Annotated in this window: 27 protein-coding genes; 14 read left to right on the top strand and 13 right to left on the bottom strand. The window is 26.4% G+C overall.

All coding sequences use genetic code 11. The features are described from left to right. The first annotated feature begins 45 nt into the window (after positions 1-45). From groES to ACTTBN_RS06590, 3 genes are all read left to right on the top strand, one after another. Positions 46-336, top strand: coding sequence for a co-chaperone GroES (gene groES / locus ACTTBN_RS06600; RefSeq protein WP_440681615.1), 291 nt, complete (start codon positions 46-48; stop codon positions 334-336). Positions 337-359: 23 nt separating this feature from the next. After that, positions 360-2,024: a chaperonin GroEL gene (gene groL / locus ACTTBN_RS06595; RefSeq protein ID WP_075506444.1), complete on the top strand. Its 1,665-nt coding sequence runs from the start codon at positions 360-362 to the stop codon at positions 2,022-2,024. Between the two features lie 135 nt (positions 2,025-2,159). Next, the gene (locus tag ACTTBN_RS06590; protein ID WP_440681614.1) at positions 2,160-3,278 is read left to right on the top strand and encodes a class I SAM-dependent methyltransferase; all 1,119 of its coding nucleotides are present in this window, start codon (positions 2,160-2,162) and stop codon (positions 3,276-3,278) included. Positions 3,279-3,323: 45 nt separating this feature from the next. Here the strand turns inward: ACTTBN_RS06590 and ACTTBN_RS06585 are convergent, their stop codons facing one another. After that, entirely contained in the window at positions 3,324-3,863 is a 540-nt protein-coding gene (locus tag ACTTBN_RS06585; RefSeq protein WP_440681613.1) for a hypothetical protein, read from the bottom strand. Positions 3,864-3,868: 5 nt separating this feature from the next. Beyond that, positions 3,869-4,063, bottom strand: a complete 195-nt coding sequence (locus ACTTBN_RS06580) for a hypothetical protein (protein WP_440681612.1) — start codon at positions 4,061-4,063, stop codon at positions 3,869-3,871. Positions 4,064-4,136: 73 nt separating this feature from the next. On the opposite strand from ACTTBN_RS06580, the gene ACTTBN_RS06575 reads away from it, so the two are divergent. The 3 genes from ACTTBN_RS06575 (at position 4,137) to ACTTBN_RS06565 (ending at position 6,564) form a co-directional block, all read left to right on the top strand. After that, positions 4,137-4,514 carry a hypothetical protein gene (locus tag ACTTBN_RS06575; protein ID WP_440681611.1) on the top strand — a complete coding sequence of 126 codons (378 nt, stop codon included), beginning with the start codon at positions 4,137-4,139 and terminating at the stop codon, positions 4,512-4,514. 123 nt (positions 4,515-4,637) lie between these two features. Next, positions 4,638-5,429 (top strand): DNA-methyltransferase, encoded by a 792-nt coding sequence (locus tag ACTTBN_RS06570; RefSeq protein WP_440681610.1) that lies wholly within the window; start codon positions 4,638-4,640, stop codon positions 5,427-5,429. After that, positions 5,416-6,564, top strand: a complete 1,149-nt coding sequence (locus ACTTBN_RS06565; protein ID WP_440681609.1) for a DNA methyltransferase — start codon at positions 5,416-5,418, stop codon at positions 6,562-6,564. The genes ACTTBN_RS06570 and ACTTBN_RS06565 overlap by 14 nt, the downstream gene beginning before the upstream one ends. Here the strand turns inward: ACTTBN_RS06565 and ACTTBN_RS06560 are convergent. The 4 genes from ACTTBN_RS06560 to ACTTBN_RS06545 form a co-directional block, all read right to left on the bottom strand. Continuing rightward, positions 6,554-8,020: a hypothetical protein gene (locus ACTTBN_RS06560; RefSeq protein ID WP_440681608.1), complete on the bottom strand. Its 1,467-nt coding sequence runs from the start codon at positions 8,018-8,020 to the stop codon at positions 6,554-6,556. The genes ACTTBN_RS06565 and ACTTBN_RS06560 overlap by 11 nt on opposite strands. After that, on the bottom strand, positions 8,020-8,835 hold the full coding sequence (locus tag ACTTBN_RS06555; protein ID WP_440681607.1) for a hypothetical protein: 816 nt from the start codon (positions 8,833-8,835) through the stop codon (positions 8,020-8,022). Before ACTTBN_RS06555 ends, ACTTBN_RS06560 begins: the two co-directional genes overlap by 1 nt. Beyond that, a complete protein-coding gene (locus tag ACTTBN_RS06550; protein WP_440681606.1) occupies positions 8,816-9,451 on the bottom strand; it encodes a hypothetical protein in 636 nt (211 codons plus the stop codon). The genes ACTTBN_RS06555 and ACTTBN_RS06550 overlap by 20 nt, the downstream gene beginning before the upstream one ends. 68 nt (positions 9,452-9,519) lie before the next feature. Next, complete coding sequence (locus ACTTBN_RS06545; RefSeq protein ID WP_440681605.1) at positions 9,520-12,885, bottom strand: TM0106 family RecB-like putative nuclease; 3,366 nt, start codon at positions 12,883-12,885, stop codon at positions 9,520-9,522. An 870-nt stretch (positions 12,886-13,755) separates the two neighbouring features. Between ACTTBN_RS06545 and ACTTBN_RS06540 the strand changes: the two genes are divergently transcribed. Next, on the top strand, positions 13,756-14,010 hold the full coding sequence (locus ACTTBN_RS06540) for a hypothetical protein (protein ID WP_440681603.1): 255 nt from the start codon (positions 13,756-13,758) through the stop codon (positions 14,008-14,010). Positions 14,011-14,264: 254 nt separating this feature from the next. Here ACTTBN_RS06540 and ACTTBN_RS06535 read toward each other — a convergent pair whose 3' ends face one another. The 6 genes from ACTTBN_RS06535 to ACTTBN_RS06510 form a co-directional block, all read right to left on the bottom strand. Continuing rightward, a complete protein-coding gene (locus tag ACTTBN_RS06535) occupies positions 14,265-14,633 on the bottom strand; it encodes a hypothetical protein (protein ID WP_440681602.1) in 369 nt (122 codons plus the stop codon). Next, the gene (locus ACTTBN_RS06530; RefSeq protein WP_440681601.1) at positions 14,633-14,899 is read right to left on the bottom strand and encodes a hypothetical protein; all 267 of its coding nucleotides are present in this window, start codon (positions 14,897-14,899) and stop codon (positions 14,633-14,635) included. The genes ACTTBN_RS06535 and ACTTBN_RS06530 overlap by 1 nt, the downstream gene beginning before the upstream one ends. A gap of 8 nt (positions 14,900-14,907) precedes the next feature. Continuing rightward, positions 14,908-15,618, bottom strand: coding sequence for a hypothetical protein (locus ACTTBN_RS06525; protein ID WP_440681600.1), 711 nt, complete (start codon positions 15,616-15,618; stop codon positions 14,908-14,910). 66 nt (positions 15,619-15,684) lie between these two features. Beyond that, positions 15,685-16,089, bottom strand: a complete 405-nt coding sequence (locus ACTTBN_RS06520) for a hypothetical protein (RefSeq protein ID WP_440681599.1) — start codon at positions 16,087-16,089, stop codon at positions 15,685-15,687. A gap of 37 nt (positions 16,090-16,126) precedes the next feature. Then, on the bottom strand, positions 16,127-16,312 hold the full coding sequence (locus ACTTBN_RS06515; RefSeq protein WP_440681598.1) for a hypothetical protein: 186 nt from the start codon (positions 16,310-16,312) through the stop codon (positions 16,127-16,129). Next, on the bottom strand, positions 16,312-16,995 hold the full coding sequence (locus tag ACTTBN_RS06510) for a recombinase family protein (RefSeq protein WP_440681597.1): 684 nt from the start codon (positions 16,993-16,995) through the stop codon (positions 16,312-16,314). The genes ACTTBN_RS06515 and ACTTBN_RS06510 overlap by 1 nt, the downstream gene beginning before the upstream one ends. 103 nt (positions 16,996-17,098) lie before the next feature. Between ACTTBN_RS06510 and ACTTBN_RS06505 the strand changes: the two genes are divergently transcribed. The 7 genes from ACTTBN_RS06505 (at position 17,099) to ACTTBN_RS06475 (ending at position 21,177) form a co-directional block, all read left to right on the top strand. Then, on the top strand, positions 17,099-17,776 hold the full coding sequence (locus tag ACTTBN_RS06505) for a hypothetical protein (protein WP_440681596.1): 678 nt from the start codon (positions 17,099-17,101) through the stop codon (positions 17,774-17,776). Positions 17,777-17,872: 96 nt separating this feature from the next. After that, positions 17,873-18,265 carry a hypothetical protein gene (locus ACTTBN_RS06500; RefSeq protein ID WP_440681595.1) on the top strand — a complete coding sequence of 131 codons (393 nt, stop codon included), beginning with the start codon at positions 17,873-17,875 and terminating at the stop codon, positions 18,263-18,265. Then, positions 18,265-18,558, top strand: coding sequence for a hypothetical protein (locus ACTTBN_RS06495; RefSeq protein WP_440681594.1), 294 nt, complete (start codon positions 18,265-18,267; stop codon positions 18,556-18,558). The genes ACTTBN_RS06500 and ACTTBN_RS06495 overlap by 1 nt, the downstream gene beginning before the upstream one ends. Further along, positions 18,558-18,740 (top strand): hypothetical protein, encoded by a 183-nt coding sequence (locus ACTTBN_RS06490; RefSeq protein WP_440681593.1) that lies wholly within the window; start codon positions 18,558-18,560, stop codon positions 18,738-18,740. The genes ACTTBN_RS06495 and ACTTBN_RS06490 overlap by 1 nt, the downstream gene beginning before the upstream one ends. Positions 18,741-18,909: 169 nt before the next feature. Continuing rightward, on the top strand, positions 18,910-20,007 hold the full coding sequence (locus tag ACTTBN_RS06485) for a phage integrase SAM-like domain-containing protein (protein ID WP_440681592.1): 1,098 nt from the start codon (positions 18,910-18,912) through the stop codon (positions 20,005-20,007). Positions 20,008-20,045: 38 nt separating this feature from the next. Continuing rightward, entirely contained in the window at positions 20,046-20,651 is a 606-nt protein-coding gene (locus ACTTBN_RS06480; RefSeq protein ID WP_440681591.1) for a GIY-YIG nuclease family protein, read from the top strand. 4 nt (positions 20,652-20,655) lie between these two features. Next, a complete protein-coding gene (locus ACTTBN_RS06475; RefSeq protein ID WP_440681590.1) occupies positions 20,656-21,177 on the top strand; it encodes a hypothetical protein in 522 nt (173 codons plus the stop codon). 295 nt (positions 21,178-21,472) lie between these two features. On the opposite strand, the gene ACTTBN_RS06470 is transcribed toward ACTTBN_RS06475, so the two are convergent. After that, positions 21,473-22,243, bottom strand: coding sequence for an FkbM family methyltransferase (locus ACTTBN_RS06470; protein WP_440681589.1), 771 nt, complete (start codon positions 22,241-22,243; stop codon positions 21,473-21,475). Positions 22,244-22,612: the final 369 nt, after the last annotated feature.

The raw sequence follows: 22,612 nt of genomic DNA, 5'->3' as shown, positions 1-22,612 counted from the left end.
TATCTATATGAGGGTCATATTTATATAGAAATTTTAAGGAGATTTATGAAATTTAAACCGTTACATGACAGAGTTTTAATCGAAGTATTAGACAGCAGCGAAAAAACTGCTGGTGGAATAATTATACCTGATACAGCACAAGAAAAACCTCAAGAAGGAAAAGTTGTTGCCGTTGGTGGTGGAGCAAAAACTGAGGATGGAAAAGTGATCCCAATGGATGTTAAAGTTGGTGACAAAGTTTTATTTGGCAAATGGTCAGGAACTGAAGTCAAAATAGATGGCAAAGAATATAGCATAATGAAAGAGTCTGACATTATGGGTATTTCAAGTAAGTAATTTAATTTAAAGGAGAAAACAAAATGGCAAAAGTTGTTAAATTTGATGCTGAAGCAAGAGCAGCTATGATTAGAGGAGTAAATATCTTGGCTGACACTGTTAAAGTAACTTTAGGTCCAAAAGGAAGAAACGTAGTAATGGATAAATCTTATGGTGCACCTAGAATTACTAAAGATGGTGTTTCTGTTGCTAAAGAAATTGATCTTGAAGATAAGTTCGAAAACATGGGTGCGCAGATGGTTAAAGAAGTAGCTAGCAAAACGAATGATGAAGCTGGTGACGGTACAACTACTGCAACTATATTAGCTCAAGCTATTGTTAGAGAAGGTGTAAAATATGTGACTGCTGGAATGAATCCTATGGATGTTAAAAGAGGAATTGATGCAGCAGTTGAAGTTGTAAAAGAAAACTTAGTAGCATCTGCTAAAAAAGTGAAAGATAGTGATGAAATAGCACAAGTTGGAACTATTTCTGCAAATGGTGATAAAGAAATTGGTACAATGATTGCAAAAGCAATGCAAAAAGTTGGAAACGAAGGTGTTATCACAGTTGAAGAAAATAAAGGGATTGAAACTGAACTAGATGTTGTTGAAGGTATGCAGTTCGACAGAGGATATTTATCACCTTACTTTATTACTAATAGTGATAAAATGACTACTGAGTTAGATAACCCATTCATTCTTTTACATGAAAAAAAATTAACAAACCTACAACCAATGGTTCCTCTTTTAGAAGCTGTTGTTCAAGCAGGTAGACCATTAATGATTATTTCTGAAGATGTTGAAGGAGAAGCTTTAGCAACTTTAGTTGTAAACAAATTAAGAGGTGGTTTAAAAGTTGTTGCTGTAAAAGCACCTGGTTTTGGTGATAGAAGAAAAGCAATGCTTGAGGACATTGCTATCTTAACTGGAGGTCAGGTTATTTCTGAAGATTTAGGAATTAAACTTGAGAATGTTAAACTTGATGATCTAGGTTCTTGTAAGAAAGTTAAAGTAGATAAAGATAACAGTACCATTGTTAATGGAAGTGGAAAAAAATCTGATATCGAAGGAAGATGTGCTTCAATTAAACAACAAATTGATGAAACAACTTCTGACTATGACAGAGAGAAACTTCAAGAAAGACTTGCAAAACTAGCTGGCGGAGTTGCTGTAATTAAAGTTGGTGGTGCAACTGAAGTTGAAGTTAAAGAAAGAAAAGATAGAGTTGAAGATGCTTTGAACGCAACTAGAGCCGCAGTTGAAGAAGGTATTGTAACTGGTGGTGGTTGTGCATTACTTTATGCTGCTCAAGACCTTAATAAGGTTAAAGCAAAAGGTGATGATCAAAAAGCCGGGGTAGAGCTTGTTAGAAAAGCACTTGAAGCTCCAATCAGACAAATTACTAAAAATGCTGGTGTAGATGGTTCAGTAGTTGTTGGTAAATTGTTAGAGCAAAATAAAAAAACACATGGATATGATGCACAAAGCGAGGAATATTGCGATATGTTCGCTAAAGGAATTATAGATCCTGTTAAAGTTGTAAGAACTGCTCTACAAGATGCTGCTTCAATATCTGGATTATTAGTAACTACAGAAGCGATGATTGCTGACAAACCTGAGGAGAAAGATGCTGCTGGTGGCGGAATGCCTGGTGGTATGCCTGGTGGTATGGGCGGCATGGGTGGAATGGGTGGAATGGGAATGTAATCCCAAAACTCATTCTAAAAGTTTTAGAAACGCCAGAGAAATCAACCTCTCTGGCGTTTTTTTTTGTAAAAAAGTTCAACGAAGGCTTCAACGAAGGTTCAACGAAGGTTTGAATTAGTTTAGACTGATTTATTAATGAACTTAAGAAAATCTTATAAAAAATATTGTAATGAAAATTTCATTAGATTTAATCTAGATCATGAACAAATTTGGAAATATTTTGAAAAAGAATTTGGGATTGAAAGAACAGAACGATTAAGCCAAATATTTGAAGATAGATATGAAAATCCTGAAAAGAAAATCAGCGTATATGATTTTTGTGAAAATTTTAAAGAAACTTCTGTTCTTATGTTTTTTCAATCTGATTTTTTTTTGGAAAATTCTCTTAAAGTCATAGAATTTATTGAAAATACAAAGCCAAAAAATGTTTTAGAACTTGGTAGTTATAATGGAATTTTATTGAATTATCTTTCTAATAAAAATAATGAAATTAATTTTACTGGAATTGATATAGAAGAAAAAATCATAAACTTTGCTAAAGAAAAGTTTGTAAAAAACAACTTAGAATTTATACCAATTAGCTATGAAAAATTATCTAAACATGAAAAAAAGTATGATGCCATATTTTCAATATTTGGTGTTGAAAATATACCTAGTGATATAAAATATGACAAATTTGATATAAGAGACAATAAAAATTATTTTACAAAATTAGATTTCTTCAAGGAATTTTTTAATAATATTAAAGATGTGTGTCAGGACAAAACAACGTTTCTTCCTTTATTAAGATTACCTAACTTGGTTACATTGCTTGCTTTTCTAGACGCAAGTTATGAGAATAATTGGAGACTAAAAGGAAATGAAATAGAAGTTATTAAATCAAGAAACTTTCATAATGAAATTGAAAATATTCCAGCATTTGAATTAGAATATAAATTAGAAAATACCATTAATAATAAAATAGATATTGATCATTTTTTAGAAATTACAAAAAACTGTAGACCGAAAGATGATATGAGAGATGTTAACTTATATATGAAAAATAAAGATAAATTTAACGAGACTTTAAAAGAAGATAACATTTTTTATGAGGATGATCAAAATACACTACATTACATAATCAATAAAAATTTAGGTAACTACATGATGTTTTTGTGGGCAACAAATGGTTTTTCAAATTATGAAGAATATAACAATCTTGAAGATTTAAAAAATTCTTTTAATGAATTAACAAATAAATCACTAGAATTATAACTTATGTTCTACTCGATAAGTCAATTAGAATAGTTTTTTGTTATCTTAACTTTGTACTCCAAAACATAATTTTTCTGTTTTATCCAAAGAACTACCTACTTCTTTCAAGATCCAATTATTTTTTCTAATGTCAAAATATTTTGAAGATTGAAATTTTTCATTATCAATCAGTTCAATTTCGTATTTTGAAAATTCATTAAAAAACTCAACAATGAATTTTTTATAATCTATAAAATTATAACTACCCAAACTTAAAATGTACCTATGTCCCATTAGAAAAGGTTTTATATCAACTATTTTTGCCTCAAGATCTAATCCATTCAGCTGAATTGGAATATTTTTATTAACTAATTCAGATAAATTTTCAGGACTTAGATAAGTATATACAGAAAATGTAGTCCAAACTGTTTTACAGTCATCATTTTTTAAAAGAAAAAAACTTAGATTATCCCCATATGTAATCTCACCATTGACGGCGGAATATGCTAATTTATCATTATTTACAAATTTCCATTCTTCAGCTTTTAAATGATTAAATTTTAATAATAGAAATATAATTACAAAAAAAACGATATTCTTTTTCATATATTTTAAAATTTGATCAATTTTTGATTTAATAAATCATTTTTCTTTTTTTCTTTTTTCCAAAGAATAAAAAATACTAAAATTAATAAAGGTTGAATAATTACAAATATTACAATATTTGCTAATTCGTACCCTATACCTGTAACATTCCCAATTACTTCCAGAACATAAACGCACCAGTTAAAGAAATTATTTATCATTGTAATATTATGTAAGATTATTTTGGTAAGAATATGTCTAGATAACTTAAAATTTATTCCTATATGAATAGTATTGTTAAATACTGAATATTCAAAAGATCTCCACGATTTAAACACAGTTAAGTGTGCTCTAAATGAATGTATCGATATAAGGATACTTAAACATCAAGATGATTTTGTAAATATGATTATCGAAACAAATGATGCTTACTATTATGCTGAAAAAAATTATAAAAATAGAATTGTTGATTCAACTTTAAATATAAAAATTTTTAAACAACAAAGAGATAGAATTGTTCACTTACATTACGTATTTTATAAAGTTCTATACTTCTTAGTAAATAGAGTTTCAATTGATTATAAAAATTTTATGATTTCTTTAAGAAAAGATAGAATAAAATTTTATAAATGGTTTGAAAAAAATGGAATCATAAACACATCCACTTATTAAATTAAAAATAAAATATAAATCTCTAATTTATGGATAAAGTTAAATTTATATAAAATAGTAGTAGTAGTAATTTCTTTATCAGAATATAATACTTATAAGTACGAGTTAATTCACAAAATAAAAATGATTTTAAAGCAGAAATATAATTCTAAAGACCATAAAATTTATCTTGGATCTATTTTGAATCTTTATAAAGAAATACAAAACAAGTCTATTGATCTGGTTTTTGCTGACCCACCATACAATATGGGTAAAAATTTTGGGAATAATAAGGATAAATGGAAAACTTTGGATGATTATGTTCAATGGTCTAAAGAATGGATAAACATTATAAAATCTAAGTTAAAAGATAATGGATCTTTCATAATGATGGGCCATCCACATTACTCAGCTTATTTAGTTCCTTATTTAGATTCACAATTTACCTACGTTAATCAAATTATATATCATTATACAGATGGCATGCCTGAAAAAAAAAATTTTGAAAAGAGGTATGAGGTAATTCTTTATTATAGAAACAATCCAACTAAATATCATTTTGATATTGAAGATGTAAGATCTCCATTGGTTAGATATGAAAAATATAGCAACACTAAAGGTAAAAATCCTGGTGATGTATGGCAAATTAATAGATTAAGATGGAACTCCAAAGAAAGAGTTAAAGATAATAATAAAATATTTCATGCTTCTCAAAAACCATTAAGATTATTAAGAAGAATAATATTAGCAACAACCAAAAAAAACTCTATTGTACTAGATCCATTTCTAGGAACAGGAACAACTTCAGTAGCTTGTAAAGAACTTGGAAGAAAAAGCATAGGAATTGAGATAAATAATGAATACATCTTAAAAGCAATTAATCGTTTAAAAGAAACAGAATTTAAAAAAGAAAAATTTTCATATGAACAAAGATAAGATTTTTAAAGAAATAAAATTAAGTAATAAACAAATTGAAAAAAAACATAAACTAATTGATGAATGGTCAATACCCAGAGATAGAACACAATTTTATTTAACTAATGATTTTCATCCTTACTTTGCTGCCTACCCTCCAATTATAGTTAAAAAAATTATTGATAAATATGGGAATAAAAAAAAACCTGGAACACTACTAGATCCTTTTATGGGTGGTGGATCAACAATTGTAGAAGGTTATATGAATGGATACGATTGTATAGGATCAGATATAAGTGAATTCTCAACTTTTATTACTTCTGCGAAAGTCACTCCTGTAAAGATTAATAATGATGATTGCCTAAATGTTTTAAATAAAATCAAAAAAAATCTTCTTAAAAAAAAACTAAAAATTAAATTACCTAATATTACAAATATTAATAAATGGTTTAGAGAAGACAAAATTATAGAATTAGTAATAATTAAAGATGTAGTAAATTCTATAGAAAATAAAAATAAAAGAAATTTTTTTCTATTGGCACTATCTAGTATTTTAAGATCTTGCTCAAACGCAAAAAATGCTCAACAACATTTAAATATACAAAAAGATAAAAAATTACCGGATACAATTAGTCTATTTGAAAAAAAAATTTTTTTAATGAAAAATCAAATGGATAAATATTTTGATTATATAAAAATAAAAAAAATTAAAAATAAGGTAAAACTATTAAGCACAGATATAAGAGAATTAAAAAGTAAAATTAAAGATAATTCAATTGATTTAGTTATAACTTCACCGCCCTATGGTACTGGATCCAGATATACAGACATTTATCGATTACACTTTGAATTCTTTGATTTAGAAAAACCAAAGTTCAAAAGTTCCCTAGAAAAAAATAAGGATTTTAATGAAGAATTAAAAAAAGGATTTGAGAATGTTTATAAAATTTTAAAAAAAAACTCTTATTTTATTTGTGTATATGGTGACCCATCAACTGAAGAAAGTATAACAGATATAGCAATAAAAAATTGTCGAGAAATAGGATTCAAATTTGAGGGATTAATATCCTGTCCAATAGAAAAAAAAATATTTAAACACCATACTTCTTATATTAGATTTATACCCAAAGATTTTATTTTAGTTTTTAAGAAGTAGAAAAGTATTTATCAACTAACTGCTTACTAACATATTTTGAAGAAATCATCAGATTTTTAAAAATTTGCTTAAAACTCATATGATCTTTATATTTTTTCAAATAATCAATATTTTCATAATCAATTAATGTCACGTTATGATTAATTTCATTTCTAAAAACTTCAAACTTCTTATCAATATTTTTTTCAAATGTATTAGCGACAATTAATTGTCCTATACTGCTTATTTTAAGTACTTTTGTAGAATGATTTATAAATTTAGCTGTATCTTTTTTTAATTTAGAAAAAGAATATTCACCAATAGTAGTCTCTACCATTAATTTTTCTTTATCAGCATTTCTTAAATATTCTAAAACATTTTCTTGATTTACATCATCTGACAAATCTAAAATCGCATCGGGTCTATCAGATTTACCTGACAAATGAAGACATTCAAAATTTAAATCTTTGAATACTTCACAAATTTTTAATTCCCATTCGTGATCATCTGTCAAAATTCTTAATTTAGGCAATTCTATTAAAATCTTATCACTTTCTGTACTAAGCTCCAAAGAACCCAATAAAGTTAGGATATTACTATCTGTGTAATCTCTGCTACTAAATAAAGATTTAAGTTTTAGATATAAAATTTCTTCTTTAATTTCAATATTATCAACATCAAATAAAAAATTAAAATTACTAAATAGATTTATTTGAATTTTATTTTTAGAATTAATTTTTGTATCTAAAATTTTAAATGAAATTTCTAGTATTTCTCCCTCAATAAAACTTTTTTTTATATTTTCTTCAGTTATCAATTCTAATTTCTCTTGGGTATCATCAAAAAGAAAATTGTTTATTTTTAATTGATTAATCCATAAATAATTAAGATAAAAACAACTATCTTTACGGTAAAAAATTCCAGTGCTTTCAAGTAAACCAAATTTTATACTTTTTCCAGCGTGCTCCTCTACATATAAATTCAACTCTTTACTAATAGCTACATGTTCTGTGCTACTTACTGGAAAATATCCTTTAGTCTTTGTTATATCTAAAATTTTTTTTAATTGAGGAAATATTCCTTTTTCTAATGCCTCGAATAAAGCTCTCGCAACATTAATTGTAAATTTTCCTGAACCTTCATTTATAACTCTTTTTCCAATTTCTGAAATTCTATATCTAAATCCAGAACCTGTTTTCCAACTTTTTTCGTTTAACTGAATTTTTCTATTTTGATTATCTAGTTTTTCAATAAAACCAAATCTCCAAAGTTCCTTTAACGTTCCTCTACAAGTTTCTGTTTTACTATCATCCCAATAAGCAAATTTTTTGTTCAATTCATTTAACACTTCAGTTATTTGAAATAATTTTTCAGTTTCTTGATGAAGTAAATTTAAAGTTTCAAAAAAATATTCTAAACCCATTGCCTTGCTAACGGCATATTTATCACTTGGTACTCGCGCTCCACCTTTTGGCATTATTGTATCTGGACTATATTATTGGAAACATCTAAGGTTATATTTCCATCTCTCTGTTTTGTTTTTGGATAATCTTTTTTTATCACATCATGATAAAAAATCTCTTTACACTTTGTTAACTTAAAATCAAAAATTAAAAAGAAAACACGTACTTGAAAAAAATTATTTTTATCTAGATATTCTTTGTAATCACGCTCATTAATAATGAATAATCTTTTCTTCTTAGATTTTACTTCAAAAAAAAGTGTTCTTTTATCTTCAAAAAAAATACCATCTGGAAGTTTATTAAATTTTCTCCAATTTTCAGGTTCTGAGCAAGTATCACACGGAGCATTAAAATTTAGATTAAAATACTCTTTATTCGTCTTTTTAAAATAATCTTCTAATTTTTCTTCACCCAACTTTCCCATTAACCTAGTTTCAGCAAATTTATCATTAATAGACTTGTATGTTTTAAGTGAAGAATTAAATTGTTTAAAAGATGGATTGAGCTCTTTTGATACTAAAGAAAATTCATCCCCAATTTGTTCATAAAAGGAATGATCCTCGTATAAAAAAATTTTATAATTATCAATTTTAGAATTTTTTTTAATAAATTCCTCACATTTTGATAATGTATCTTTAGAAAATATTACAAAACATAAAATTAATTTTTCATTTTTCTTTAAAAGAATATCTGGAAAAAATTCAAAATGATCCCATTTTTCAACTGTCATACAAGAGTTACATGGCATCTTGTAAAATAAATCTAAAACTTCAAAATTTTGTTTTCTAAAATAATCTGAAATTTCTTGTTTAGCTGCCTGGATTAACATTTTTAATCATGGTTTCTTTATTATAGATATGCCTTTTGAGTTTTAAATAAAGCAACTCAAAAGAAAATTCTTCACTAATATACTGCTCTATTTTTTCAAATTCTTTATTTTTGTAAAATTTAGTAACATCTTTTCCTGTTCCTTTTTTTATTGGTAGATCAAAAAAGCCATTTGTTGTTTTTTGGTTGATATTTAAAATTTCTTTAAATCTATTATTTGATAAAATTTGTGCTAATTGTCCCAAATCAATAATATGCGGAGCCGTAAATAAATGATAATAAATATTTTCAGGAGTATCTATCTCTAATGCTATTAATCTTCCCATCAAATAAGAAAGATCAAATTTTATACAATTAAAACCAAGATACTTAAAATGTTTATCATCTGGGATTTTTAATTTTATAAAAGTATAAAAATCTTCTAAAATTTTTCTCTCTCCAACTTCCCATTCTTTTAAAACTGTAGGTTTTCTTATAATTTTTTCGTTAATTTTAAATTCGTTATAATAATTATAAGCAATTGCTATTACTTTCGATTTTGATGTAAATGGGTTTAATGCTGAATTTTGAACTTCATCATCAATAAAGGTTTCTATATCTAAAAAAAAATAACCCACATATCTAACATTTCATAAAAATATGAAAAAAGAAAGCGATTAAATTAAAAATTATTTAGTAAAATAATTTAAGTTTTAAAATTTAAAATTTTAAAAAAATTATTCATAAGTTTTATATAATCTAAATTTTTTGGTGAACTATCCAATAAATTACGATTGAATAATATGATAGAAGCAACTTGAGCTCTAGAAATAGCAACATTTAACCTATTTCTACTAAAGAAAAATTCTTTGTTTCTAGGTAATGAGTCACTATCGGAAGAGGTCATTGAAATAATAGTAACAGGCGCTTCTTGTCCTTGAAATTTATCAATAGTTCCAACTCTTGGGTTCTCAATATTAGATTCTTCTAATTTTGAAATAAGTAAATTTACTTGTGTATTAAAAGGACTAATTATCAAGAAATCATCAACATTTAATTTTTTTGTTTTACCTTTATCTTCAAACTCAAGTCCAATCATTTCTTTCATAAGATCCCTAATAACCTCAAACTCTTCAATACTTGTTTGAATATTATTTTTATGATTCATTTCTATATAATGAATACCTGCGTCTTGAATTTTAGACTTTTTATTAAATTTTATTAATCGTTTATTTGTACTTTCGTCACACACTAATCTTTCTTCATAAAAGTTAGATGAAATAAAATTATTTAACTTCGAATTTAATCTATAAGTTTTATTTAAAAAAATTCCTCTTTCTTCAGGAATTGTATCTTTGCCTTCTAACAAATAATCTAAAATTGATTGACCTGACTCATTAGGATGAGATCCTTTAATTGGTTGTCCAAGTTGATTTTGATCACCAATAAGCACTATATTTTTTGCTACATTTCCTATACTAATCAAATCAGCTACACTTACTTGCCCAGCTTCATCAATAAATAGATAGTCAATTTTTTCATCATAAAAAGAACTTGCGAAATGAAATTTAGTTCCAGCAAATATATTTCCAGTATTTTCATCAGTTATAGCATTCATAAAGACAGGATCTTTTTCATATGTTTTTATAAAGTCTCCCTCAAATACTGTTTCTTCATCACTCAAGGTTCCTCTTTTATAGCCAGAAAAAGCAAATTGTTTTTCTTTTGATAAACTTTCTATTCTTGCTAACAAATTATGAATTACCTTATGTGATAAGCCAGTTATTCCTATTTTTTTCTTTTGTTTTAATAATTCAATAATTGTATTTGCTGCTTGATAAGTTTTTCCAGTCCCTGGGGGTCCCTGAATATAAATATAACTATTTTTTAGATTTGAAATAATTTTTGGAATTTCTTTTAAGAAATCATCTGATTGAATAATTTTTTCTCCACTTTTAACTCCAGTAATTTCAGGTATCTTTTTTTCTAAGAAACTTATTAGTGCTTTATATTTATTTTCTTTATTTAAAAGGCTATCTATAAACTTATAAGTATTCGAAATTAATTTAGAGTTTGGACGAGGTTTTTCTGGACCTATAGATAAAATTGAGGGCAACATACCAGAAGCAACTCCTCTTCTTAAAAGCACCTCATTTTTTTGATAATCTATATCTACAATAGTACCAGCATTATCTTTTTGCTCTAAATCATCATTATTAGCTATTATTACTCTTTTAGTTCTTTTTAATTTAAAATCTTGATCTTCGAATTTATAAGAATAGATCAAAGATTTTTTGTCAGGAGTTGGTTTTCCATTAAGCTTCATATTTCCTATACACTCTGGGTCTTCTATAAGTTCTTCATCTGATTTAGTTTTTCTTACAAAAAATTCTCTCCAGGATGGTTTGTTCTCTCTATTATAAAAACCAATAATATCAAAAATGAGCTGTTTTATTTTAGGATTTTCAAAGTTACTTTTTTCTACTTTTTTTTGATATTCAATAATATCATTTTCCCAATCTTTTAATTCGACTTCTTCTTTTTCATTATCTTCAATTTTAAACCATGAGGTCTCTTCTGGTTTAATTTTTAAAAGCCATTTATGAAGTTCGTATGTGGATTGACAGTCCTGCTTATTATAACTTTCAATCTCATCTAAATATTTTTGATCTTGTGTTTCAATCCATTCGCTATAATATTCTTGAGAAACATCACCTTTTTGAACATCTCCTTCTCTTTTAAAATCATAAAATTTTTCAACATTTTTTAATGAGTAGCTATTTTCTGATAAAAAAAGACCTTGTTTATTTACATTCAGTAAATTTACAAACTTTTCTAATCGTAGAAAATTATCATAATCTATTCCATTAGTTGAATGAAGAGATGTCAGTTTTAACAAAGCTGTGATTTCATAAGAGCCATAATGATAAATTTTAGAGGAAGGATATTTCTTAAAATGTGATTTAGTAAATTCAAAAAAATTAATAACATTTTGTTTTTCCTCTGTTTTGTTATGTGCCCAAAATGCTTCGAATTTTTCTTTTTCATCTTCTACATAATAAATTCCAAACAAATACTCTAATCCACCAGGATAAACGTGATCTTCAACACTCTCTATATCGAAATATAAGTCGCATGCTGATGGTTCTGGCAAAGAATTAAATCCTTTTTTTCCATGTAAATTTATAGGGTTATTCTCAAAAATTGGTTTATTTGTTTTTTGATATTCTTTTTGAAGTCTCGCTTGAGTAATTAATTTATATGAAATCTCACTCTTAAAACCTTTAATATTTTTATTTGGATCAAGTTTGGATAGCTTTGTGGCAGTATCGATCTTTAAATCAATTAATTTTTTTAAATGAACTTTAGTTAAACCACCAACTTGATTTAAATTATCTTCCTTAATCCATATTTTTTCACACTCTTCTTGCCATGAACAAATTTGACAGAAACTACATTTTTCTGGTTTAGTTTTATCAATTCCATTAGATACAAATTTTTCATAATTTTCTCTATGAGTTTTAAAAAATTCATTTACCTGATTAACTTGTACATTTTCTTCAATCATGTCTTTAAGTACAATTGTAAATCTTTTGGGTAACACCCCTTGAGTTTCTTCCAACATGTATGTGTACATACCTAGTTGAATAATATGATCAGGTTTAGGTTTATTAGAGTTCTTTGTGTCTATTACTTCATAACTGTAATCACCAAACTTTGATTTAAGATCTTTATTAATAATCAAAAAATCAAATTCTCCACGCCACTTATCTCTTTGTAAATAACCGCCATGAATAACCTCCCAACCCTCTTTCATAGCCTGTATTGTTTTAGGAACTTTTTCCTCTTTTGAGAGTTTAGTATTCTTTAAATCTATTACTTTTTTATATTTTTTCTTAAGTTCTTTAAGATAGTTTTTCTCGTGTATATTTCCTTTTTCTAATCTTAATTGATCATTCTTAGATAATTCTATTTTCTTTAGATTTAACTTCTTTTCATTTACTTCATTAAAAATAGTGTATTTACAGCTTAAATAACTCTTAAGCATTGATGGAGAGTAAAGATTCTTCATAAACTTACTAATCATCATATCAAAATAATATGGCGCTGGAGTAAATTATTTTTGATTTAGAGATAAACCCCTTAAATTTCAGAATAAGTAAAAATAAGTACTATTAGCGTTAGATTATCAATTAGAATTCTCTAGATCTAAGATCAAATATTACCTTTGATAAGAAATTATCAAAAATTTTTAAAATCAAGCGATCTCTACGTATAAATAATTAACGATAAGTACGATCATTTAAATGATCATTTATATCGTATAGCGAAGTGATTAAACGCTTCAATATATCGATTTAAAAAAATCGTATTAAGAATTTAATCGGAATTCATTCTTATTACAATACACGAGGCCGTAAACTCATGATTACGGAAAAACGAGGGTGAGACGCTGACTGTCAAATCCCATAGAACTTAATATTGAACTTACCAAGATATTAAGTCTAGCGTTGGTAGTTTGAAGACTACAAAGTGGTAAGTATCTGGTCTAACCAGCAGATTGAAGCGCCGACCGTTTGTCTGTGAATGCCGATTTTCAATACTCCAAGGTAAGTGTCTATTTGGGCATTGTACTCAAGGACAAGACTTTTCCAACTTCTAATATTTTTTTAAGTATTAGTTGATGGCAAAGTTTTGTCTAAATGAACATTACCTCAAGGATATGGTTATAAATGAGATCAAGACGAAGTCTTGGTTGCGAAGCAACTACTTTAAGAACAACATGAATAAATACTAGTATGGAAAATAAAATAACAAGTCTCTGGAACAAGATAAAGATCACTAGAGATACATTTAGTAAAATAGCGTTAATTAAAGAATTTGATGATCTAGTTACAAAATACAAAGAAGAACTCATCAAGAAATATCAAAGAGAAAATAAATGAATCTAGTTCAACAAAGTGTCAAACAAATACATAAAGAAAGTCTTAAAAATTATTATGATGTCACAAGAGCGGAAGATGAATTATTTGATATGTTACAATCTAATCGGCTCTATAGTGAGGCTCAATTAGTTCTAGATTTTATTAAAGATATCACTGGCAATAACAATGATAGTTTTAAAGTAAGAAAGATGGGTAAATTATTATCACATCTATTTAACAAAATTAAAGTCAAATACGACATTAAGGAGTAATCAATGTGGACAGCTCAATCAGAGAAAATATTAAAACAAAAAATTAAAAAAGAACGTGTCAATTTTCTAATCTCAAAAGAATATCGAGATCGATTTAAACTCTTATGTCAAAAGAATGGATTGATAATGTCGGTGTTTATTGAAAATGCGATTAGACGTTTTGTGGATGGAAGATAAAAATCTAGTCCATCATAGAAGACACAATTTTGTAAGTTAAGTAAGATAATTCAATAATTAATAGTGCTTCTAACATATTACCTGTCTATCTCATCATCCTCTAAAAATTGATCTAAAGATGACACTCTTTCTTTATCGTCAGTTTTATTCTCTTTTATTATAGTTTCTTTTGTTTCTTTAATAGAAACTTTAGTTTGATTAATCTTTCTATAAAAATAAATGTAACCAAAAACAATTGCCAATATTAAAGTATTTTTAATTATAAAAGAAACACCAATATAGCTTCCTTCATTGTTAGATTTAAATTCAATATAATTTAAATACTGGCTGTGAATATATGAAACTAAAATCAATAAGATTATTGCTAACAATAAACCACTTAATCTTTCTTTTGCCCAAAGGTAAATTCTTCCATAGGCAAACTGTTTTCCTAGCCACTTAAACATTACAATTTAGGAATTCCCAACATAGTTAGAACAACACCAATTCCAACTGTAGCAGTTAAAGTAGAGATAACCTCTTTTTCTTCTTTCTCTATTAATTTTCTCATTTCTTCTTTTGTATAATCTTCAGGTTTTTTTTGAGCATATGCCATCAGTTTCTCAACTCTTTTAAGTGCTCTTTTTCTAATAAACTTTTTCCATTTTTTTATAGTGAAGTCTTTTGCCGACTTTGTTCCTTCTATCGTTTCTCTTGTAATCTTATCTAACATAAATAGACTTAATAATTTTCATCTTCATCATCGGGTTCATAATCTATCGAAAAATCCCAATCATCTTCACTACCATAGATTTCTTCTTCTAAATTTTCAATTTCACTTTCTCTATCTGACTGTTCTAATTTTGAATGGTCTGCTTGTTCTTTTTTAATATTTTCTAACTTATCTTTAATTTTATCATCTAATTTAATATTTAAATAATATGGAAAGTTACTTGATCTCTCAAAAACATAATCATCTAATATAGTCTTTTTACCGTCTTTTTTAATTTTTTCATATTTTATATAATTTAAATAAAATCTAATTTTTAGAAGACCTGCTTTAAATAACTCTCTTTTTTTCTCAATATCTAATTTATTAAATTCTTTTTTTAGGTAACTTGAAAATTCAGTTTTATATCTTTTTAAAAAGACTATTCCGTTATCAAATTTAAATTGTTCCTCACCACTTGTAGAAAAATTTTGATCAAAACGTTCCCTTCGATCTTGATCATTTTTAACTGGCAAAGCAATATCGTTTAATGTGCCCTCAAGTTCATCTTTTTGTGATTTAAGTTTATAAATGTCTGATCTTATTTGTTTTAATTGAATGTATTTTTGATCAATTTCAATTCTTTTTGATAAATACTCATTAATTTTATCCTCTAAGTCTTTTTGTATGACACTTAACTTATTCTCTTGAATTGATATTACTTTTTCATCTTCATCATTCATATTCTAATTTATTGGATTATTATATAACGATAGAAGTATTGCTGCCAACTCAATTGGTATCGATTTTCAAATATTTTTTTTTAAAATTTTTGGAGAATTTAAATAATAATACACTTTTTTACAAAAATGAGGACTTTCAATAAGAATAGTGTTTTCACCAATATTTTCTAAACATTTTTCCATTTCATTATTAAAATTTTCACTGTGATAGTAATTGATATAAGCAATCCAGTAGACAGTTATTAAATAATATTTACCCAAATTATCAACATTCTTTGGAAGATTATTTAATAATTCTTTATGACTTTTTTTCTTTTTAAAATAATCAATAAATATTTTAGTAGTTTTTTTATCTTCACTATTAATATTACTGTAGTGAGCAAGACCTCTAAGGTCATCTAATTCAATTTTGATCTCAGGTTTTTCTCTAAATTTTTCTAAGTGATTATTAAGATAAATTACTTTTGACACATCTCATATTAAAATTAGTTAATGATTGTGTCTATAATCAATTTTTCTTAAAATCATAAATATCTAAACTATCAGCAATTGATTTTGAAAGTTTTTTAATTATTTCTTTCTCGTGTTTTTTTTGACAAGTTTCGCAGTAGAGTTTGCCAACTGGATAAAGAGTATTCAACTCAATTTCAAATTTAGTTAATTGATTAGAACATTTCGAACAAAGATATTTCATTACGCAACTTTTTGTTCGGTTGTTTCTCTTTTAAGAATATTAAACACCCAAGATTGAACAAACTTTTTTCTAGTAGATTTTGTAACTATCTCAGAAATTTGTTTATAAGATTTTCCTTTTTTTCTTAATAACTTCATCAATCGAATAATTGATTGTTCTTTCTCACAAGGAATTAGATAACCATTATCATCAACATCATAACCAAACTTAGGTCTAAAACCTCCAGTGTACTTGTTTTCTTTAATCATTCTTTGTTTAGTCGCTTTTGATTTTTCACTTTGTTGTTTCGAATAGAATTCCGCAAAGACAGATAACATTTTGATAAAAACAGAAGAGATTGAATCTGATCCAGTAACCTCCCCTCCTACATCAACAAAATGTAATTTGATTTTCTTTCGTTTAAATTCTTCAACTAGAGTTAATAAATCTAGAGTATTTCGACTAAAACGATCTAAGTGAGAACAAATAATTTGATCATTATTTTTTAAAGATTTCCATAATTCATAACCTTGTGGCCTTCTTTTAAAAGGAACTGTTCCTGATACTTGTTCTGTGATTTCAATATCAACTTTAAGGTTTTTGATATTACAATATGATTTTACTTTTGATAATTGAGTATCAATTGAACTTCCTTTTTCATAACTTTCAACATCACTATTTCTTCCATAAAAATATGTTGTCATATTTCCTCCTATTCTTTGTTAATTCACGCTAACAGGAAGTGGAAATACCTCAATATTTTCCATTAACATTTGAAGAAAGTATTACAAATGTTAATATTCTTTAATGAAACAAGGAGAGGTTCAGCCTTATAGAGTTTGGTTTGATTATCTTAAGACATGTCTTTTAGATAAAAATTTAAATCAAAAGATAGATAAAAATTTATATAAATCTTGGGATCTCAAACAAATAGAAAATCTAACTTTTAATAATTGGTTTAAAACACACTCACATTTATTTGAATCTAAAGGTAATATAAAAGTAATTAATAAAATATCTAACACTCAATCAATAACTCTTGAAATTCCCTTAAACTTTAAGATTAAAGAAATTCAAAAAGAAATACCTAAAATTCTTAAGGGTAAAGTTAATAAACCAACTTCAAGATTCATACTAACTCATGAACGAAAACACATCAAAACACCAGCATTAGACAGTTTTTTAATCACTTGGAAGTTAAAACAAAAATTTAAGACATATTCTAATGAAGAAATATGGGATCTGACTGATGAAGAAATTGAAAAAAGACAACAAAGGGTTTCTAAATTAGTCAAAGAAGGAAAATTAAGAAGAAGAAAACTTCAAGGTGTTGGCTGGGGTAAAAGTAATTCTAAATTAAATACTAAATCAACAACCACAATAAACAATAAGTCTATTATTATTTCTCGTAACATTAATAAAGCATCAAAAATTTTATTAAATGTTTGTAAGGGAAAATTTCCAGGCGAATATTCTGATAATTAATTACCTTTGAAAAGTTATTATCAGCGGTAAATGAAGTAAACTCCAATTCTGATATTATGTATTCATAGTTAAATTAACAAAGAAAGGTAAAAAACTATGAATAAAAAGAAAACAGTTAGATACAGTAGTCATTGGTATCATGTCGCTTCTAATAAAAACGATAGTAGAAATAACGAGACTTTTAAAAAAAGTTGTGAGTTAATAAACGTTGATGATATCACATTTGGTGATTTGGTTAGATTGAAAGAATACAACAAAAGTCTATACAAACTTTACGAATTCTTAAACCTAGATGAAAATAAACACATCATTAGAACTTTATCAAAAGATGATGGAGATTTTTATTCTCATGATTTAATAGGTTTATATTTTCATGTTAACACTCTGTGTAGAAATAGTCTTCAAGATCAAGAAAACGTTGATGATTGGACGGTATTCTCTGGTGGAAACATTGGTAAAAAATCAAATCAAGATAAGGAGTGGAAGTAATGAGTAAAGTTAATTTTAATTTCAATTATCCTATTAATTTAGAGATAAAAACAACTCCACCTTCGTTTTTAAACAAAAAAAGAAAAACAAAAGTGATAATTAATGTCCATCCAGATGACCAAGATGATTACAATAATTTCGTTAACACCGAAATAGGTCAAAAACTTTTAAATAAAGTTTGGAAAAAACATTATTCAGAAATGAAAGAAAAAAACATTTTAGAAAGTGTCGCTCAAATTGTGATTTCAAATGCTTTAGTTAGATTATTTAAAGAACAGGAAAGGTTGAACTAATGAAAATATTTAGAATTGCTTATTCAGAATTTGTTCCAGTTTACGATATTGAAGTTGAAGCAGAGAATGAAAGTGAAGCATACGACAAAGCAAAAGAAATACTTACCGAAAGTTTAGATGAAGAACCTGATTTTTGGAATTGTGAAGAGGTAATTAAAGTAAAAAGTAAAGACAAAAGGTAATCCATTTGATTACCTCGAAAGTCCATTTAAGATTATCTAAATAATATGAAATGATGAAAATACATTAATGGCTAAGATAGTTAAACAATCAGTCAAGAAGTTCCCGCATAGTAGTTCTCTCAAAATATTTAAATTTGAGACGAGTAAATACTATTACTACTCTTTCTATGTGGGAACACACATCACTAAAAGTGGAAATAAAGAAGGAAGTCTAAGAACTTCAAATGTTAAAATCGCTATGAAAAAAGCAAAAGAAATTTTTAATGATTGGTTCATTAATCATCAATCAGAAACTAAAAGAGATAAATTTGAAACATTTACATCAAAGATCGCAGAACCTTATTTTAAATATAGAATTAGAAGATACGCAGATCCTAATAAAAAAGAAAATCAAGGCGAAAGAGATAAACAAAAATACTTTAACTATATGATCAAGTTCTTTGATCATCTTGACTATCGAAATAATGATCTAATGACAACTGCGGTTGAAGACTTAGTTGAAAATCTAAGACAAGATCAAAAGACAGAAAACACAATATCAAAGTACTTAAATGTAGTCTCAAATATGTTTAATTATGCGATTAAAAATAATGTTGTTAAATCAAAACCAGATTTTCCAAGATTAAAAATAGTTAATCAATTAAGACCTTCTTATTTTAATCATGAACTCAATCAAATCTCTAAAAAACTTTATGATGAATACAAAAGAACTGAAGATCAATTTTATCTAGAGACTAAAGATTATATCAATTTAATTAGAAGCGCTGGTTTTAGACCGGGAATTGAACCTTTGAGAATAAAGAGATTTCAATATCGATTAATCAGTGACAAGAAACTTCCTAAAGAAAAGATATTAGTATTTTCAATTTTTAATACAAAAACTAAACCAAAACACCAGTTAGTGTGTCATCCTTATTTTACTAAGAATATCTTTCCTGAAATTGAAAATAGACATCCTAATTTAAGTTCAGAAGATTATTTGTTGTTTCCTTTTCAAAAAAATAGAGAGAAACTTTATAATAAGATCGCAAAGACATTTACGAGAATATCTAAAGAACTAGGTCTTTATTATAGAAATGGCTCATCAAGACCAATCTATAGTATTCGACATACATTTATTAAGAATAGATACGCTGAAAATCCTCAATCATTAGAAGTGATCGCTAGACAATCAAATACTTCAACTAAGATGATCCACAGAAATTATCTAGATGAAGATGATGTTATGATGATTGAAGAGTATCAAAAGATGTATTCAAAAAAATAATTGTTAAAATATATTAACCTTGATAGGCTAAGTAGATTATGGCTATAGTTTATATTCTGACCAACCAATCAATGCCTGATACCATAAAAGTAGGTATCACTGAAAATTTAGATAGAAGAATTAGAGAACTAGATAATACTAGCACACCTTTACCTTTTGAATGTTATTACGCTGTTGAAGTCGAAAATGCTTCAGTAATTGAAAAAAAAATACATGAGGGATTGGATGACAAAAGAATAAGACAAAATAGAGAATTTTTTAATGCCTCACCAGAACAGGCAAAAGCAATTCTTGAAATTGCTGAGGTTATGGGTGGAAAAAATGTAACTCCTACAGAAGATATTGTGGAAACTCCTCAAGATAAACAAGCTTTAGATACTGCTCGTAAAAAAAGAAGTAAATTTAATTTCGGAATGGTTAATATAGAGCCTGGAACTATACTTGAGTTCTCTAAAGACAAAACAATAACTTGTGAAGTGGTTGATGATACTAAAGTAAAATTTAGAGGTGAGACTACTTCATTATCTGGTTCAGCAATTACAATCCTTCATGAACTTGGTTATGACTGGGAACAAGCTCACGGACCAGCTTATTGGACATATCAAGGAAAATCATTGAGAGATTTAAGACACGAAAGTGAATAATTAAGTGTCTCAAGGAAAAAATTCTCAATCTGTTGGTCGTATTGGTGAGCTTTCTGTTGAATTAGAACTAACGGGTAGAAACTGGTTAGTTGGAAACTTTAATTCAAATATTCAAAATGCTGCTGTTTACGATTTGTTTGCCGTTAAAAAAAATAAAAAAAGACTTTTGAGAGTCAAATCTTATAGTTTATTCAATAATGATTTTGGTACAATTCAGTACACAGCAAAAAAAAGTGGTGAGATATTTTTAGATTTAGATGAAAAAAATAAAGATGATTTCGTAATACTTTGTGGTGTTAAGGATGGAAAGGTTAAGGAATATTTTATAATTCCAACCAAAGTTGTTGATAAAGAACTCAAACAATCAAATAAAATTTATCATCAAGGAAAAAAACGTGATGGCTCCAAAAGAAAAATAACTTCTCATAGGGCTCTATTTTTACAAGAAAGTAAAGATCATTACTGGTGCGGCTGGAGACGTAAATGGAAAAAATATTATAATAATTGGCAACTACTTGAAAAATAAATAAAACTATTAAATATCGAGTTCCAAAGTCCTTCCAAAATTTCAGATTTTCTCAACGAAGTTTTCAACGAAGGTAATCAAAAAGATAAGTAATTACTTAATAATTTCTAGAAAGTAGAAGAATGTAACACCCCAAACACTCAAACAAAATTTAAAAAGGGCAGTTTTTACTGCCCTTTTTTTTACACTGAACAAAATTTTGTTATGAAGTTTTTGTGAATAAAACTTTATAACAAATTTAGAATTTATGTTTTGGTAAAGAGTATTCTTAAAAATTATAAATTCATATAACTTCTTATATTTGATAACAAATATAATTTCGGTCATTTGTTTTTATTTTTTTATATCCAAAAGATAGAATTAATTTCTCATGTTCTAATCTATCTTCATTAGTAACAATATGCATATGATAATCAATTAATAATGTATTAATTTTTTTTTCTTTTAATAAATTTTTCATGCCCTTGATTGCGTTAATTTCATATCCTTCGATGTCAATCTTAACTAAATCTATTTGATCATATAATTTTTCTTCAAACACAAACTGGTCTAAGGATTTTACTTTAATCTTTGTTTTCTTGGTATTAAAAAAATGTTTTTTTAAAATAGATGATGAACCAGTATTTGTATCTTGAAATACATTTAAATTTATAAAATACTCACTTTCTCCTATTCCAAAATCAAGTAAAAAAAAATTTTTAAAATTATTTTTTAGTAAATTTTTTTCTATAATTTTTAAAAGATTTTTTTGAGGTTCAAAACAATAAATTTTACCGGTGATAATTTTTTTTGATGCAAGTACAGAGAAAAAACCCTCATTTGCACCTATATCAAAAAAAATCGAGTCCTTTTCAATATATTTATTAATTAAATAGCATGTATCTTTTTCGTATAACTCATTATTTGTTAATATATTTCCTAAATGACTTAAAGGGTCTAGGAACATATAAAAATCATACTTATTTAAAAAATAAAATTTTCTTCTTTCTATAGAATTTCCATAAAAAAAATTGGCCAGAATACTTTGCAAAATAGCAGGTCTAAGGTTAAGAATAAATTTTTTCATTAAAAAATATTAAATTAAATTTAAAATTAAATCATCTTTTGAGTTCCTTTGAAATTTGACCTTAAAAATGATGAATAGTGATGAACAATTTTAAGAAAAGTTAAATAAGTCAGTATTGGCGCAATTTATAGGTAAATGTGATCCCACTACTTTTAAACTAAAATTTAAAAGGCCATCACATGATGGCCTTTTTTTTATGTAAATTTAAATCATGTCAAAAAGATACAGTGGAAAGTCATTTAAAGACTCTAGTGTAAAAAAGAAACCTAAATTAAGTTTTAAAGAAAAAAGAAAACTTAAAAAAGATAAACAAAAAAAGCTTAATTAATCATAGGTTATTTAAATTAATCAAGCCAGTCATGAGTTTTT

This window comes from Candidatus Pelagibacter sp. HIMB1623, assembly GCF_052047695.1.
In the GTDB taxonomy this organism is placed as follows: Bacteria; Pseudomonadota; Alphaproteobacteria; order Pelagibacterales; family Pelagibacteraceae; genus Pelagibacter.
Note: the sequence above shows the minus strand (reverse complement) of the source record. Positions and strands in the feature narration are given on the sequence as shown.

Coding starts and splice junctions, on each gene's coding strand:
- groES (WP_440681615.1), top strand. CDS start 46: ATGAAATTTAAACCGTTACATGACAGAGTTTTAATCGAAGTATTAGAC.
- groL (WP_075506444.1), top strand. CDS start 360: ATGGCAAAAGTTGTTAAATTTGATGCTGAAGCAAGAGCAGCTATGATT.
- ACTTBN_RS06590 (WP_440681614.1), top strand. CDS start 2,160: ATGAACTTAAGAAAATCTTATAAAAAATATTGTAATGAAAATTTCATT.
- ACTTBN_RS06585 (WP_440681613.1), bottom strand. CDS start 3,863: ATGAAAAAGAATATCGTTTTTTTTGTAATTATATTTCTATTATTAAAA.
- ACTTBN_RS06580 (WP_440681612.1), bottom strand. CDS start 4,063: ATGATAAATAATTTCTTTAACTGGTGCGTTTATGTTCTGGAAGTAATT.
- ACTTBN_RS06570 (WP_440681610.1), top strand. CDS start 4,638: ATGATTTTAAAGCAGAAATATAATTCTAAAGACCATAAAATTTATCTT.
- ACTTBN_RS06565 (WP_440681609.1), top strand. CDS start 5,416: ATGAACAAAGATAAGATTTTTAAAGAAATAAAATTAAGTAATAAACAA.
- ACTTBN_RS06560 (WP_440681608.1), bottom strand. CDS start 8,020: ATGCCAAAAGGTGGAGCGCGAGTACCAAGTGATAAATATGCCGTTAGC.
- ACTTBN_RS06555 (WP_440681607.1), bottom strand. CDS start 8,835: ATGTTAATCCAGGCAGCTAAACAAGAAATTTCAGATTATTTTAGAAAA.
- ACTTBN_RS06545 (WP_440681605.1), bottom strand. CDS start 12,885: ATGAAGAATCTTTACTCTCCATCAATGCTTAAGAGTTATTTAAGCTGT.
- ACTTBN_RS06540 (WP_440681603.1), top strand. CDS start 13,756: ATGAATCTAGTTCAACAAAGTGTCAAACAAATACATAAAGAAAGTCTT.
- ACTTBN_RS06535 (WP_440681602.1), bottom strand. CDS start 14,633: ATGTTTAAGTGGCTAGGAAAACAGTTTGCCTATGGAAGAATTTACCTT.
- ACTTBN_RS06530 (WP_440681601.1), bottom strand. CDS start 14,899: ATGTTAGATAAGATTACAAGAGAAACGATAGAAGGAACAAAGTCGGCA.
- ACTTBN_RS06525 (WP_440681600.1), bottom strand. CDS start 15,618: ATGAATGATGAAGATGAAAAAGTAATATCAATTCAAGAGAATAAGTTA.
- ACTTBN_RS06515 (WP_440681598.1), bottom strand. CDS start 16,312: ATGAAATATCTTTGTTCGAAATGTTCTAATCAATTAACTAAATTTGAA.
- ACTTBN_RS06510 (WP_440681597.1), bottom strand. CDS start 16,995: ATGACAACATATTTTTATGGAAGAAATAGTGATGTTGAAAGTTATGAA.
- ACTTBN_RS06505 (WP_440681596.1), top strand. CDS start 17,099: ATGAAACAAGGAGAGGTTCAGCCTTATAGAGTTTGGTTTGATTATCTT.
- ACTTBN_RS06500 (WP_440681595.1), top strand. CDS start 17,873: ATGAATAAAAAGAAAACAGTTAGATACAGTAGTCATTGGTATCATGTC.
- ACTTBN_RS06495 (WP_440681594.1), top strand. CDS start 18,265: ATGAGTAAAGTTAATTTTAATTTCAATTATCCTATTAATTTAGAGATA.
- ACTTBN_RS06490 (WP_440681593.1), top strand. CDS start 18,558: ATGAAAATATTTAGAATTGCTTATTCAGAATTTGTTCCAGTTTACGAT.
- ACTTBN_RS06480 (WP_440681591.1), top strand. CDS start 20,046: ATGGCTATAGTTTATATTCTGACCAACCAATCAATGCCTGATACCATA.
- ACTTBN_RS06470 (WP_440681589.1), bottom strand. CDS start 22,243: ATGAAAAAATTTATTCTTAACCTTAGACCTGCTATTTTGCAAAGTATT.